We start from the raw sequence: 13622 nt of genomic DNA on the forward strand, positions 1-13622 counted from the left end.
GACGGCGATGATCGAGACGGAACGCCTTCGGCTGCGCCCGCTCACCGACGCCGACACCGACTGGTGGGTGCGTCTGCACGCGGACGACGACGTCAACCGGTTCGTCGGCAGCTACACCCGGGAGCAGGCGGCGGCGCGTCTGGGAGCCATCGAGCAGCAGTGGGCCCAGCGCGGCCACGGGCTGTGCGCGGTCGAGCTGAGGAGCACCGGCGAAACCATCGGCCGCAGCGGCCTGAACTGGTGGCAGGAGTTCGGCGAAACCGAGATCGGCTGGACCTTCGCCCGCGCGCACTGGGGCCGGGGCTACGCCATCGAGGCAGCCCGAGCCGTGCTGCGGTGGGGCTTCGGCCCCCTGGGGCTCAAGCAGATCACCGCCATGATCCACCACGGCAACGACGCCTCCGTGGCCGTCGCCCGCCGCCTCGGCTTCACCCCGCTGCGCGAGGACACCGTCCTCGACCGCCCCTGCGTCGTCTACGCCCTGGCCCAGGACGACTACCCCACCACGCCCTGACGCCCCGGCGGGCCGCGCCATCAGCCGGGTCACGTCCGGGAAGGATCGACGCATGCTGAGCATCGGATCGGTTGTACTGGGCGTCGAGGACGTGCCGCGCGCGGCCGCGTTCTGGACGGAGGCCCTGGCGTACGTCCCCCGCGACGAGATGGAACCCGACTGGGTCGTGCTCACCCCGGCGGGCGGGCCCGGCGTCCAGCTGTCGCTCGGCCTCAGCGTGACGCCGCTCCAGAAGCATCCGCGTATTCATCTGGACCTGTACGCCGGCAACGCCGCCGACCAGGCCGCGGAGGTCGAGCGCCTGCTCTCCCTGGGCGCCCGCCGCGTCGACTGGGACCTCTACCCCGATGACGCCGACTTCGTCGTGCTCGCGGACCCGGACGGCAACCGCTTCTGCGTCATCGACACCGCTGCCCACAACGGTCCGTGACATCACGTCCTGGTTCAGCAGTGCCATGCGCCGTCAATTCGATTTGCTTCGCGGAAGCTTCCATCGCCGACTCGGCGGGACACTTCTTCCCATTCTCGAACAACCCTCCGTTTACCCTCCGGAATGGATGGCCAATCGGAGCGGGTGACGAGCTTGCCCGCGTACACAGGATCCCAGCCGGGGCTGCTCACGCTGCGACGCCCCACGCCCGCCACGTTCATCTCCGACAGCCGCCTCGACCGGCTCGGCGGTGTCGTTGGGCGTGGTTGTCCGAGTGCTGCCTTGTCCACGGCCAGGCTGCTGCACCGGTCCATCTGGCGCCGACACCATCAGGCGACAGCCCGGCGCAGCCACTACCGACGACGAGCCCACTGGATGGATCGCGAAACCAGACTGCAGTACTTGGCCGTGTTGAAGAAGTACGGGTGAGGGGTCGAGCCATTCACCGATGGCGGCAATAGCTTCGACAGTGGTTATTGCCCCGTGGGCGTCCTCAGTGGCGGGCTGTCGTGTTCGGCTGTGTGATGGGTTCCTGGTTGGCCGCGCGGGCGGCGAGGTCCTGGTCGCGTTCGTCGAGCTGGAGCCGCAGGCGCCGAGCCCGGATTCCCGCCACGCGTGCTCGCCGAGCAGGCTGGAGAGCCAGGCCCCCGCCCGCAGTCACCCGCCTCGCCTCCGCCCGGCGCGGGCTCAAGGGCCAGCGGCTATGGACCAGCCGCAGCGGCAAGCGCATCCGGGACAGGCACTGCCATGGACCCGGACAGTTCAGGACCAGGCAGCCGGCGGCCCGTCTGCGCCAGGACGGCCGTTTCTGCCCTGAGGACGACCAGGACAAGGGCGCCCTGGCCGCCGTGCGCCTGGGCGGGTGCGCTCAGTCGCCGTCGGCGATGAAGTCGGCTATCGCGGCAGCGACGGCTTCGGGCTGCTCATCGGGGATGAAGTGCCCGGCGCCGGGCACGACGACTCCGGTGGTGTTGTCGGCCCACGGGCTGATGGAGGCCGCCATGTCGGGGATGGAGCCGTGGCTGCTGGAGATTCCGAGAATGGGCACGGTCAGGTGCTGCCGGCTGAGCGCCTGGTGGTTCTTGCGCGCCGACTCGGCGGCGTCTCGGTAGTAGGCGAGGGAGGCGCGAAGGCCGCCGTCGGCGGCGAGGGCCGCTGCGTAGTGGTCGAGGTCGGCGTCGTCGAATGTGCCGGGAGCGAGGGCCTTCACCTTCAGGAACCAGCCGACGTACTCCCGTTCGCGGCCGGCGAGCAGGGTCTCGGGCAGGTCGGGCACGAGGTGGAAAGCGAAATGCCAGGTCTTCCACGCCCGGGCCGGGTCGGTGGGAATCGTTTCCGGGAGGGTGATGCCGGGGATTCCCGCGTCGAGCAGGGCGACCCCGCGCAGATGGCTTTCGTAGTCGAGGGCGAGGGAGAAGGCGACCCAGGCGCCGATGTCGTGGGCGGCCAGCCAATAGGCCGGCACTCCGAGCGCCTTTACGGCGGCGTGGACGTGGGCGGCGACCGTGTGGGTGTCGTAGCTGCGCTCCGGGCGCTCGGAGTGGCCCTGGCCCGGCAGGTCGATCGCGATGACGCGGAACCGGCCGGCCAGGCTGGGCATGACCTTTCGCCAGGCCCGCCAGGTTTGCGGGAACCCGGCGAGCAGGACGACAGCCGGGCCGGCCGGCTGGCCGCCTTCGACGGCATGAAGGCGGATGCCGTCTGCGTCGACCCAGCGGTGGGTGAATCCGGCCAGGTCGTGCAGGGGCAGGTCGCGGACGGGGTTACTTTCGGAAACGGTCATGGGATCCTCCATCGGTGCGGGGGTGTGCTGGTCCGGCGGTTCGCCCGAGGGCCAGGCCCGCGAGGGCGACGCAGACCAGCAGGGCTTTCCCGATGTTGCGTCGCAGGATGGCCGGCGGTGCGATGACCTGAGCCGGCAGTGCGCTGATGAACAGGATTCCGACGCCGGTGGTGACGGGCCCGAAGCCGAACTGCGACGCCCACAGGCCGTAGAGCGGGAGGGTCAGGTTCCCCGGCGGCGGCCGGGGTTGCGTGGTGCGCCTGCCGCGCTGTCTCACTGTGCGGGGGACGCCCGGTCATGATCACGCCCGAAGGCTAGCACATCTTGAACTGATCAGTTCAAGATAAAATGATGGGCAGCATCCGGAACACCGACACACCGGCAAGGAAGTGCCACGTGGCAGGCAAGAAGCAGTTCGACATGGACACGGCGCTCGACGCCGCGATGATCCAGTTCTGGCGCGCCGGCTACGCCGACACCTCAGTCGACGACTTGTCCCGGGCAACCGGCCTGAACCGCAGCTCGATCTACTCCTCGCTCGGCGACAAGGACACGCTGTTCCTTCGCTGCCTGGATCGCTACGCCGCGCGCTACGGCGACAAGTACGACGCCGCCCTGTCGTGTGCAGCCTCCGAGCCCCTTGCAGCTGTCCGCGCGTTCTTCGACGTCACCCTCGAGCGCATCGCCGATCCTGAACTGCCCGATGGATGCCTGATCGCCCAGTCGGCCATGGCGATTCCGGTGCTGAGCCCGGCCGTGGCGGCGCACGCCAGGCAGGCGCTCGGCCTCCAACGCCTGCGCCTGCGCGCCGCGCTGAAGGCCGGCCGACTGACCGACCAGGACGCCGAGGCCTTCGCTGTACACGCGGCGGCCGTGAACCAGTCTCTCGCCGTCATGAGCAGAGCCGGGGCGAGCCCGGCACAGCTCCTGGCCATAGTGGACGTGTCCGTTGACGCGCTCTCGCAGGCGTTGCGCGCGCTCAACTAGGCCGTTCCCGCCGGAGTACGGTCCCTGGCAGTCCGTCTACGGGCTGTTCCGCCGCTGGCAGCGGGACGGCACCCGGAGGCGGCTACAGGTCACATGCCCGGCAGCGTCCGCCAGGGCCTGGATCGCGGCGTCTCGGTCGACTCAGGCACCGCGTCGGGCGCACCAGCACGCCGCTGGCGCCCGGAAGGACGGCGCTGCGCGGAAGGAGCCGCCCGGCGGGGGCGGCGCCGCCGAGCCCGCGGATCACGCAAGTTCCACCGGGCGGGCCAGCACGGAGGGCATGGCAACTCCGGTGAACGGCCGGACGGCGCGGCCCGGCTCGCGGTGAGGGTGTCGGCGCGGCCCTCCGCCGGGCTGGACGGCCGGGCGGACGAGGTGGGCGAGGGCGCGCGGGCGCGGGTGTACGAGCGGATGACCGTCGAGACGGCCGACGCCCCCGGCACGGACGCGGGGCTGGCGCGGCCCCTGGCCGGACAGGTGCAGGGCGAGGGGATGCGGCAGGAGCTGGCTTTCCGGTGCGGGGCCCGCGCATGGTCGCCGGATGTCGCCGCCTGGACGGCGGAGGTGTTCGCCGACGTCCTCCGCGACGCCGGTACGGCCGAACCGGTCCTGATCACCGTCTCCGTCGCCTGAGCCGGTCGCACCGGCTCCACCGGGCAGGCACTCACGCCATGCGTCCGGGAGCGTTAGCCGGGCGTTAGCCGTACGGCGGCGGTTCGACAGCGGCGGCCGACAGTCTTGTTCTCACGAGCCCGAAGCACCACTTCGAGCGATGAGAGAGAAACGGACAAGAACATGTCGCACACCACCACGCTTCGCCGCTCCCGCACCGCCCGCAGGGCCGCCTCCGCCATGGTGATCGCCGTCGCCGCGCTCGGGCTCACGGCCTGTCAGGGCAATGGCGGCGCCTCGTCGTCCGCACCCCACTCGTCATCCGCGCCCCACTCGTCCGCCTCCGCGAGCGCCCCGCACTCCCCCGGAACCAAGAGCGAGGCCGGGCGCTCCGCCAACGACACGTCGTCGGGCACCGCCAAGAAGTCCGGCATGAAGTGCACCGACCAGATCAACTACGCGGGTGACTCCCGCTCCAACGCCGAGATCAACTCCATCGGTGAGGACACCGGGACCTGCCCGGCGCCCGAGAAGGGCGACGCGTCGAAGGGCATCCCCGCGGACCCCAACACCAAGTGCACCAACCAGATCGACTACGGCAACGACCCCCGCGACAACGCCACCATCAACAGCATCGGCTCGGACACCGGCTACTGCCCGGCCCCCGAGAAGGGCGACACGTCGAAGGGCATCCCCGCGGACCCCAACACCAAGTGCACCAACCAGATCGACTACGGCAACGACCCCCGCGACAACGCCACCATCAACTCCATCGGCTCGGACACCGGCTACTGCCCGCCGGTCCAGAGCAAGTGAGCCCGCGCCGCCCAGGCGCCCGTTCGACCTGTTCGGCGGCTGTGAGGAGAAGACAGTCGCCGCGTCGCGGAAAGGCCTTCGCCTTTGGGCCCTGACGGGGAATGCCGTCCGTCTAGGTCACTCTGGCCGGATCCCGTACTCCGACAGCCATCCCAGCACCTCTTGCCGAGAGGCCTCGGCAAGGCACCCTCCAGTGAAGCGAGCATCGTTGGTCACCTCGGCCACGCACGCCGGAGGAGGCACAAAGGACTGCGCCTCCTCATCTGTGGCGAACTCAGCCTCCGCCAGGACCAAGCCGTGCAGCGGATCGTCAAAAACGTCGATGCCCAGGGGAGGCACGCTAAGACGCGTCTTGGACAGCACCGCGGCCGGCAGTGAGGCGAGCAGGTCGTACTCGGCCGGCGACAAGTAGGTGTTCGTGATCATGCCCTGAACAGCGCCTGGATGATGGATGGGCACTTTTTGGGTCAGCTTTAATTCGCGGCCTCCATCTGAGAGATCGGCCCGTCGAAGCCGCAGACGTGTTCCGACCAGATACCGATCGATGATCACACGGGTGACTGTCGCCGAAGACGGCGCTGGAGCCTCGCCCAGCAAAAAGCGCCTCTCCCTCTCGACGCGTGCGTACTTTCCTGGGCAAACCGACTGACCTCGAACCCCACCAGACTTTTCCATCATGAGGCCAGCTTCCCGGACGGTGTGACCGGAGGCCACGCGCCGAACCACTGTTCGGCGCCGTAGTCCTCGTACCGCTCCACCTCGGTGAACCCCGGCTTTGCCGCGAGGCGCATCGAGCGCTCGTTGGCGGTCTGGGTGCGCAGCACCACCGGCTTGCCGGGAAGCGCGTCGGCAAACCAGTCGAGTGCCGCCGCGCACGCCTCGGCGCCGTACCCGCCGAGCAACACTCGCTCTGCACCGGGCCGCGTCGGCGCCGTACGCTCATCGTCTCCGTGCCATGAGCAGACATCAGCAGAGAGGACCTGTCGGCAGTGATCGAGACGGAACGCCTCCGGCTGCGCCCGCTCACCGACGCCGACACCGACTGGTGGGTGCGTCTGCACGCGGACGACGACGTCAACCGGTTCGTCGGCAGCTACACCCGGGAGCAGGCGGCGGCGCGCCTGAGGGCCATCCAGCAGCAGTGGGCCCAGCGCGGCCACGGGCTGTGCGCGGTCGAGCTGAGGAGCACCGGCGAGGCCATCGGGCGCAGCGGCCTGAACTGGTGGCAGGAGTTCGGCGAAACCGAGATCGGCTGGACCTTCGCCCGCGCGCACTGGGGCCGGGGCTACGCCATCGAGGCAGCCCGAGCCGTGCTGCGGTGGGGCTTCGGCCCCCTGGGGCTCAAGCAGATCACCGCCATGATCCACCACGGCAACGACGCCTCCGTGGCCGTCGCCCGCCGCCTCGGCTTCACCCCGCTGCGCGAGGACACCGTCCTCGACCGCCCCTGCGTCGTCTACGCCCTGACCAAGACGACTACCCCACCTGATCGTGGGGTGCGCGCGGCCTGTCACCTCCGATATCGCCGCGCCACTGCCGCGAAGGCGGCCTTGGGTTCCCATTCCATGTCGGGGTAGGTCTGCCCCCGGCGCCCTTCGAGGAGTTTGACGATGCCCAGGCCGGCCCGGTCCAGGTCGTCCCTGGGGTCGCCGTCCGGGCGGTGCGGGTAGCCGGGCAAGGCGAACAAGAACACGAACGCGCTGTCCACGCCCTCGGTCTCGAAGATCTCCAGCAGTTCGCTCAGATACGCGGCCTGGCCGGCCTCGTCCCGCTCGTATATGCCGTTCAGCCGTACAGGAGCCTTGGTCTCCGGGTCGTGCTCGACCACTTCCAGCACCCGCCCACCGCGGTCTCCCGCGCCGCGGTAGGCCGCGGTGCCGAACCCGGTGATGGCGAGCGGCTTCGGGCCTTGGGCCAGGCTGCGCACCGCGTCCCGGAACCGGTCGGCGACCTCGGCGGAGCGGATCAGCTCGAACGTCACGATGTCGAAGGGGGTCCAGTCGACCTGCTCGAACTGGATGGAGGCATAGGTGAGCTCGCCCTGGAAGCGCTCGCGTACCGTGGCCGCGGCGTCGCGGAGGAATGCGTTGATGCGCACGCCGAGCTCGCGCATCGCTTCGGCCCGCCGCTCGGGTTGGCTCATCAGCTGCTCGACCCGCTGCTCGGGGCTCTCACCGGGCAGGAACCCGCGGTTCATCACGCTCAGCTCGACCCCTGCGACGAACACGACCGTGGCGCCCTGCTGCCGGAGCCGTTCCGCCCGCTCGGCGCAGTCGCGGAAGAGCGTGAGGATCTGCTCCGGATCCAGCTCCAGCGGATAGGGCGAGAACCAGACCTCCAGGCCGAGCTCGGCGGCGGCACCGGCGGCCAGCTCCAGTCGGTCCGGGTCGCCGCCGATGATCTGGATCGCGTTGCAGTGCAGGTCGTCGCGGATGATGGCGAGCTCGCGCCGGACCACCGCAGGGTCGAAGTGCTCGCGGGACGTCTGGCCGTGCACGACGAATCCGGTGTCGTAGGTCATTCCTCTTGCTCGCATGGTGACGCCCTCTCCGTCGGTTCTGCCGGTCTCGGCGCGTCGAGGCTGACAGGAAAAGTGCGTGCACGCAAGATTGCGTGCACGCAGCCCTGTGTGGAACGCTGACACCGTGACGACACCAACACCAGGGCTGCGGGAACGGAAGAAGCAGGCCACGCGCGAGGCGCTGCGCGAGGCGGCCCTGCGCCTGGCCGTGGAGCGCGGACCGGACCAGGTGCGGGTCGAGGACATCGCCGAGGCGGCCGGGGTCTCGCCGCGCACCTACAACAACTACTTCGCCAGCCGCGAGCAGGCGATCGTCTCCGCTGTCACCGCGGACCGGGAGGCCCGGATCGCGGCGGCGGTCGCGGCCCGGCCCGCAGGAGTGCGCCTGGCTGACGCCGTCACCGAAGCCTTGGTCGAGCAGTACACGAACACCGGTGAGCGCGCACACGAGGCGCTGCTGCTGATCACCACCCGGACCGCACTGCGCGACGCGTTCCTCGACACCACCGCCGGCATCGAGCCCCCTCTCACGGCGGTGATCGCCGAACGCCTGGGTGACGCCGGAGTGCACACAGCCCGCGTTCTCGCGGCAAGCGTGGCCGCGGCGGTTCGCATCGCGCTGGAAGGCTGGCTCCGGCCGGCCGGGAACGCAGAGACCGCCGGGAGTTCCGGCGCCGGAGGACTGGTCGTGCCCTCCGGCTCGCTGCCCGACCAGCTCCGCGCGGCGCTGGCCCCGCTCGCGCCCGCGTTCGACGCCGCCGAGCGACGCGCCCCCTGAACACACCGTCCTCGACCGCCCCTGCGTCGTCCACGCCCTGGCCCGGGCCTGAGGTCAACGCTGGAGCCATTCGAGGAGTTCGTCATGGCGCACCCGGTAGACGGTGCCGGCCGATCTCAGCAGACCGCGCTCGTCGCACCAGCGCAGGAAGCCCGCCAGGCGCAGCGGCAGCTCTCCGCGGGTGGCCGCGATCAGGCCGGCGTACTGGCGGATGGTGACCGCGACGAAGCCGGGACCGGCGGCCACGCCGCAGGCGAGGGCTGTGGTGACGGCGAGTGGCCAGGAGACCTGTAACCAGCAGCCCCGCGGGCACTCCCACCGCCAGCCCGATCGCCCCGGCGCCGCATCCGGCGAGGAGGCCGATGAAGTCGCCGAGGCGACCGGCGAGGAATCCGGCCGCCACCGTCACCCCCAGGGCGGCCGGAGTACCGGCGGCCACCAGGTGGCGGCGGTCGATGTCCGCCCGCACGGACAGCGCCAGGCCGAAGCCGAAAACGACCGCGAACCCGGCTCCGGCGGCCAGCGCGAGACCCGACCCGAACAGCGCTGATGGTTTCCCCGAGTTCGGCCCACGGTTCCTGCGGCACATCGACACCCCCTGCCGGCTCAGCCTCACGCCCGGACAGCACACGGCGGGCGCGGCGACCGCGCCGCCCCGCCTCGGTCCGAACCGTATCCGGTCGCGCCGGGCCCGGGGGCGCGGTCCGCCGAACATCCGCCGCCCCCTCCCTCTGTGACCCAGCTCTCATCGCGCCCGTGCAGCAGAAGCGAGGGCCGCCACGTCGAGGAGGGGTGACAGGAAGGGAGGAGCGGGTGGATCTGGCAACGGAGTGGAAGCTGCGAACCGGTCTCGACGAGGCCGGGTCGGCGCAGATCGACTTCCACGGCTTTGTCGAGACGCGGTCGGCCGCGTTGTTCCGCGGCGCCCTCGTTTTGACGGGCAACCGCGAGGCGGCGGAGGACCTGGTCCAGGAGACTCTGGAGCGGGCCTGCCGTAAATGGCGCACGATCGCCGCCAAGGACGCTCCGGACGCCTACGTCCGGCGGATCATGGTGAACCTGGCCAACGACCGGTGGCGGAAGTTCCGCCGCATGGTTCCGCAGCAGGACAGCAGCGGCGGCGACGGGGCGGCTCCCGGGGACGAGTACGGGCGCATCGACAGCAGGGACCAGTTGGTCCGCGCCCTTCAGCGGCTGCCGATGCGCATGCGCACGGTCGTGGTACTCAGGTACTTCCACGATCTGTCCGACGCCGAGATCGCGGCCGACCTGAGGATCTCACCCAGCACCGTGCGGTCCCAGCTCGCCCGTGGAATCGACAAGCTCAGAAGCCAGTTCCCCGCACTCTCCGGCCCTTCATCACAGCAGCCCACGGAAGGAACCCGATGACTTCACACGAGTCGCGGCCTCCCGGCTGCGCGGGTTACGCACCCTTCGAAGAGGAATTGGTAAACGCCATGAACGATTTCGTGAACGCCGCCGAGGCGCCGGAGTTCGACACGGCCCGCATCGTGCGGGGCGCCCGCCGCAAGCGGGCCACGGTCATCGCCGGTATCGCCACGGCCCTCATCGTGGCCGGTGGCGGCACCGCCCTGGCCACCATCAACAGCGGCCCGGACTCGGACACGTCGAAGCCCGCCGCCATGACGACCGCCACCGCAGCCGCCGCCGACACCACTCTGCTCTACAAGTTCGACGACGGCGCCACCCTCCCCATCGACATGGGCGGCTGGAGCCAGGAGACGGTCAGAGTGCAGTTCCTCAAGATGCGGGTCAAGGGCGAGTACACCAAGGCGGCGACCGGCAGTTGCAAGCCGGGCTCGGTGATCGGGGTCAGCCCCCACAGCCCGCAGACCGTGGACACCGGTGACACGGTCAAGGTGACCCTCTGCGCGGGCTGATCTTCCGGCCTTTCGGCCACCGGAGCGCGAGCGCGGCGGTGTTCCGCCGCGCTCGTGCTCACATCGAATGCGCCAGAACGAAGCAGACCGTCGCGAGCCCGCCGCCACCCACGAGCAGCGACGCCGCGACCCGGCTCGTCGTCGTACCCCGCGCCGACCACCTGACGGCGAACAACTCGTCCGTCGTACCCGGCACCCATCGCTCGCCAATGAACATGAACCGCAGGTTCATGGCCCAGGCCATCACTCCGAATCCCGCCATGGGGAAGCCGAGGAAGAACACCCCCATGGACAGCCACACCTGCCTGGCGCCGGTGCCGTGTTCTCCCGCCAGGCCCCCGGCGTACACCACGTCGTGGACCGCGGAAACGCAGCAGAGCAGGGCGAGGAGGAAACACACGAGGCCCACCACCCTGCGCACCGAGCGGCGAAGGCGCCGCGGTGCGGGTCCGAGCTTTCCGAGGTCCGGCTCCTGGCGCATCGTGGCTCCCCCCGTAGCCGATTGCGCCAGTATCCCCCGCGCGGCGGACAAATGGGACCCAGGGGGAGCTTGAGATCTCCAGCTCAGCGGCCGCCCAGCTCCGCCTCGGCGAAGCGCCACAGGTGCCGTCGCGCGTCCTCGACGCTCAGGGCCGGGACCTGGCGCAGTCGGCGCAGGGCGAGGCCGTCGGCGAGGGCCGAGAAGCGCAAGGTGAAGTCCGCCGGGTCGTCGCAGCGGAAGTCGCCCTCGGCGCAGCCCCGCTCCACCAGCGAGCGGATCTCGCCGTGCCAGCTCTCGTACCGCTCGGCCTGGCCGCGGGCGAACGTCTGGTCGCGTTCGCCCGCGTTCCAGTAGTCGAACCACATCCGCCAGTGCCGGTCCGTGTCGTCCGTGAAGAGCGCGTCGATGAGCAGCCGCAGGCCCTCCGCACCGCTGGTGGCGCGGTCGGCGGCCTGGGTGAGGGCGGCGTAGTAGCGCTCTATGTGCAGGACCATCGCCTCGGAGAGGACTTCCTGCACGCTCCCGAAGTGGTACGTGACGGTGCCGACCGAGACCCCCGCCGCGGCGGCGACCTCGCGCACCCCGACCCCCGCGGTGCCCCGCTCCGCGATCAGCGGAACGGCGGCCTCCACGATCAGCCGGCGCCGTACCTCGGTCGGCTGCCGGGTGCGGGCCGAGGCGGCGACGGCGCGGCGCGGGGGGCGGCGGTCGGAAGGGCGATCGGAGGACGACGTCACGCGGATGTCCTCGGGATGGTGTGCTGCCATGCGCGGTTGGCCACTGTCTCTCCGTTCGCCCGTGCCTCGACGCTGCTGTCCATGATGAATTCGTCCGCCGTGGCGCGCAGTTCGGTCGCGGTGTGGATCTCCGCGTCCCAGCCGTCGCGCCGCAGCCGGATCCTCCAACGCGAGCTTGCCACGGCCGACAGCGGGTCGCCGGAGCGGATGCGGTACGTCTCGCGGGCGCTCTCCTCGTACCGCAGCCCGTCCGGATACGTGCGCGAACCGCCGTAGTTGGGGTCCACATCCAGCACCCACTCGCCCGTGGCGACGTCATGGGTGACGGTGCGTTCGGGGCGGGGTTCGGCGGGGGTCTCCACGGTCACGGCCAGCGGCGGGGCCTGCTCGGGCTCCTCGAAGGTGATCGGCGCCCGCGCGGCGCCCGCGCCCGGGTCCCGTACCGGCAGCAGCAGCGCGCTCTCGCCGGGCCGTACGGTCAGCTGCCCGCGCTCGCCGTGCGGCCAGACCCACGGCCAGTACGCGTCGGAGACCGCGACCCGGACGCGGTGCCCGGGCGGGAAGGCGTAGCCGGTCCCGTTCAGCTCGAACTCGACGTCCTCATACGTCCCCGGCTCCCACTCCACCGCCTGCTCCCGGCCGTGCCGGGACATCAGGTTGAGCACGCCGCGGGTGACCAGCGTGGACGAACCGTCGGGCGCCACGTCGCAGACGCGCGCGATGACATGGGCGCGCCGGGTCGCGCTGTCGAGCCGCAGCCGTACGCGGGGGCGGCCCAGGATCTCCACCCTTTCGGTGAGCGGCGCCGAGTCGAAGCAGACCGAGCGGCCGTCCTCCTCGCGCTGGTCCGGCGGCAGGTCGGTGGCGTTGCCGAAGGGGAAGTAGCGGCCCGCGTCGAGGCCGGTGTGGAGCGGGGAGCGTACGATCACCGGCCCGTCGCCTCCCAGGGGGCGTTCGTCCCAGGTCACGGACGGGGCGGGCCAGGCGTCGTCGCCGACCCAGCGGCCGGGCATCGTCTCGTACGAGGTGGCGGGCGGCACCGGGTCGTTGATCCAGGCCCGCAGCAGCGGCTCGTCCATCACCCCCGTGTCGGTGTCCTTCAGCCAGTGGTCCCACCAGCGCAGCGTCTCCTGGAGGAACCCGATCGCCGGACCCGGCGGCAGCCCCCGGTCCGGGTACTGGTGCGACCAGGGACCGATCAGCCCGCGCACCGGCGCGTCGAGGTGCTCCACCAGGCGCAGCACGGTGTCCCGGTACGGATCGGCCCAGCCGCCGACCGCGAGCACGGCGGCGTCGATCGCCGCGTAGTCCTCGCACACGCTGCCGTGCCGCCAGTACGCGTCCCGCTCCTGGTGCGCGAGCCAGGTGTGCAGATACGGCTCCAGCGCGTCGAGCCGTTCCCGCCACATCGGCAGCCAGCGGTCCTCGCCCACGGAGGTGGGGTGCGGGGGGCGGGCCGTGAACGCGAGCATCGTGCCCGCCCAGGCGAGCATGTCGATGCCGAGGACGGCGCCGCCGATGTAGTGGACGTCGTTGTCGTAACGGTCGTCGGCGGAGCACACGGTGACGATCGCCTTCAGCGGCTCGGGGCGCAGGGCGGCGATCTGCAGCGAGTTGAACCCGCCCCAGGAGATCCCGAACATCCCTACCTTGCCGGTGCACCACGGCTGCTCGGCCAGCCAGTTGACGACGTCCACGCCGTCGGCCAGCTCGGTCTCGTCGTACTCGTCGCGCATCACGCCCTCGGAGTCGCCGCTGCCGCGCAGATCGACGCGTACGGAGGCGTAGCCGTGGCCGGCGTACCAGGGGTGACGCTGGGCGTCGCGGGGGGCGGTCCAGTCGCTCTTGCGGTACGGGAGGTATTCCAGCAGGGCGGGTACGGGGGCGGTCTCCGCGTCCGTCGGACGCCAGATGCGGGCGTGCAGCCGCGTTCCGTCGCGGGTCGGAATCCATACGTCCTCGACCCGCACCTCACGGTCGAAGCTTTCCCTGTACCTCACGCTGCTCCCTTTTTTGCGCCTAAACCGGCGCCGCTCTCGCGGACCGGGTTCTCACCGTCGGG

At 70.9% G+C, this 13622-nt stretch carries 17 protein-coding genes and 1 pseudogene; 10 read left to right on the forward strand and 8 right to left on the reverse strand.

Annotated elements, in window-relative coordinates:
* Positions 1-7 precede the first annotated feature (7 nt).
* Together ACFZCY_RS10410 and ACFZCY_RS10415 are read left to right on the forward strand one after the other, a co-directional pair.
* The gene (locus ACFZCY_RS10410) at positions 8-514 is read left to right on the forward strand and encodes a GNAT family N-acetyltransferase (RefSeq protein WP_391170968.1); all 507 of its coding nucleotides are present in this window, start codon (positions 8-10) and stop codon (positions 512-514) included.
* A 52-nt stretch (positions 515-566) separates the two neighbouring features.
* Positions 567-944 carry a VOC family protein gene (locus ACFZCY_RS10415; protein ID WP_391170970.1) on the forward strand — a complete coding sequence of 126 codons (378 nt, stop codon included), beginning with the start codon at positions 567-569 and terminating at the stop codon, positions 942-944.
* An 868-nt stretch (positions 945-1812) separates the two neighbouring features.
* Here ACFZCY_RS10415 and ACFZCY_RS10420 read toward each other — a convergent pair.
* Complete coding sequence (locus tag ACFZCY_RS10420; RefSeq protein ID WP_391170972.1) at positions 1813-2739, reverse strand: alpha/beta fold hydrolase; 927 nt, start codon at positions 2737-2739, stop codon at positions 1813-1815.
* Between the two features lie 384 nt (positions 2740-3123).
* Here ACFZCY_RS10420 and ACFZCY_RS10425 point away from each other — a divergent pair, with 384 nt between their 5' ends.
* From ACFZCY_RS10425 to ACFZCY_RS10435, 3 genes are all read left to right on the forward strand, one after another.
* Positions 3124-3714 carry a TetR family transcriptional regulator gene (locus ACFZCY_RS10425; protein ID WP_391170974.1) on the forward strand — a complete coding sequence of 197 codons (591 nt, stop codon included), beginning with the start codon at positions 3124-3126 and terminating at the stop codon, positions 3712-3714.
* 330 nt (positions 3715-4044) lie between these two features.
* Positions 4045-4347, forward strand: a complete 303-nt coding sequence (locus tag ACFZCY_RS10430; RefSeq protein WP_391170976.1) for a hypothetical protein — start codon at positions 4045-4047, stop codon at positions 4345-4347.
* A 162-nt stretch (positions 4348-4509) separates the two neighbouring features.
* On the forward strand, positions 4510-5142 hold the full coding sequence (locus ACFZCY_RS10435; RefSeq protein WP_391170979.1) for a hypothetical protein: 633 nt from the start codon (positions 4510-4512) through the stop codon (positions 5140-5142).
* A gap of 117 nt (positions 5143-5259) precedes the next feature.
* On the opposite strand, the gene ACFZCY_RS10440 is transcribed toward ACFZCY_RS10435, so the two are convergent.
* Positions 5260-5694 (reverse strand): hypothetical protein, encoded by a 435-nt coding sequence (locus ACFZCY_RS10440; protein ID WP_391170980.1) that lies wholly within the window; start codon positions 5692-5694, stop codon positions 5260-5262.
* A gap of 122 nt (positions 5695-5816) precedes the next feature.
* Positions 5817-6089 (reverse strand): annotated as a pseudogene (locus tag ACFZCY_RS10445) (GNAT family N-acetyltransferase); the annotation flags it as partial.
* A gap of 42 nt (positions 6090-6131) precedes the next feature.
* Here ACFZCY_RS10445 and ACFZCY_RS10450 point away from each other — a divergent pair.
* On the forward strand, positions 6132-6719 hold the full coding sequence (locus tag ACFZCY_RS10450; protein WP_391170982.1) for a GNAT family N-acetyltransferase: 588 nt from the start codon (positions 6132-6134) through the stop codon (positions 6717-6719).
* Here the strand turns inward: ACFZCY_RS10450 and ACFZCY_RS10455 are convergent.
* The gene (locus tag ACFZCY_RS10455; protein WP_391170984.1) at positions 6653-7663 is read right to left on the reverse strand and encodes a hypothetical protein; all 1011 of its coding nucleotides are present in this window, start codon (positions 7661-7663) and stop codon (positions 6653-6655) included. The two genes, ACFZCY_RS10450 and ACFZCY_RS10455, sit on opposite strands and share 67 nt — an antisense overlap.
* A 124-nt stretch (positions 7664-7787) precedes the next feature.
* Here ACFZCY_RS10455 and ACFZCY_RS10460 point away from each other — a divergent pair, with 124 nt between their 5' ends.
* Positions 7788-8441, forward strand: a complete 654-nt coding sequence (locus ACFZCY_RS10460; protein WP_391170986.1) for a TetR family transcriptional regulator — start codon at positions 7788-7790, stop codon at positions 8439-8441.
* Between the two features lie 54 nt (positions 8442-8495).
* On the opposite strand, the gene ACFZCY_RS10465 is transcribed toward ACFZCY_RS10460, so the two are convergent.
* Complete coding sequence (locus ACFZCY_RS10465; protein ID WP_391170988.1) at positions 8496-8687, reverse strand: hypothetical protein; 192 nt, start codon at positions 8685-8687, stop codon at positions 8496-8498.
* 16 nt (positions 8688-8703) lie between these two features.
* Here ACFZCY_RS10465 and ACFZCY_RS10470 point away from each other — a divergent pair, with 16 nt between their 5' ends.
* The 3 genes from ACFZCY_RS10470 to ACFZCY_RS10480 all read left to right on the forward strand — a co-directional run bounded on the left by ACFZCY_RS10470 (position 8704) and on the right by ACFZCY_RS10480 (position 10342).
* A complete protein-coding gene (locus ACFZCY_RS10470) occupies positions 8704-8991 on the forward strand; it encodes a hypothetical protein (protein ID WP_391170990.1) in 288 nt (95 codons plus the stop codon).
* 263 nt (positions 8992-9254) lie between these two features.
* On the forward strand, positions 9255-9830 hold the full coding sequence (locus ACFZCY_RS10475; RefSeq protein ID WP_391170992.1) for a SigE family RNA polymerase sigma factor: 576 nt from the start codon (positions 9255-9257) through the stop codon (positions 9828-9830).
* Between the two features lie 68 nt (positions 9831-9898).
* Complete coding sequence (locus tag ACFZCY_RS10480; RefSeq protein ID WP_391170994.1) at positions 9899-10342, forward strand: hypothetical protein; 444 nt, start codon at positions 9899-9901, stop codon at positions 10340-10342.
* 58 nt (positions 10343-10400) lie between these two features.
* Here ACFZCY_RS10480 and ACFZCY_RS10485 read toward each other — a convergent pair whose 3' ends face one another.
* From ACFZCY_RS10485 to ACFZCY_RS10495, 3 genes are all read right to left on the reverse strand, one after another.
* Complete coding sequence (locus ACFZCY_RS10485) at positions 10401-10823, reverse strand: hypothetical protein (RefSeq protein WP_391170996.1); 423 nt, start codon at positions 10821-10823, stop codon at positions 10401-10403.
* Positions 10824-10906: 83 nt separating this feature from the next.
* Positions 10907-11560 carry a TetR family transcriptional regulator C-terminal domain-containing protein gene (locus tag ACFZCY_RS10490; RefSeq protein WP_391170998.1) on the reverse strand — a complete coding sequence of 218 codons (654 nt, stop codon included), beginning with the start codon at positions 11558-11560 and terminating at the stop codon, positions 10907-10909.
* Positions 11557-13560, reverse strand: coding sequence for a CocE/NonD family hydrolase (locus tag ACFZCY_RS10495; RefSeq protein WP_391171000.1), 2004 nt, complete (start codon positions 13558-13560; stop codon positions 11557-11559). Before ACFZCY_RS10495 ends, ACFZCY_RS10490 begins: the two co-directional genes overlap by 4 nt.
* Positions 13561-13622 lie beyond the last annotated feature (62 nt).

The organism is Streptomyces sp. NPDC007983 (assembly GCF_042958345.1).
Taxonomy (GTDB): domain Bacteria; phylum Actinomycetota; class Actinomycetes; order Streptomycetales; family Streptomycetaceae; genus Streptomyces.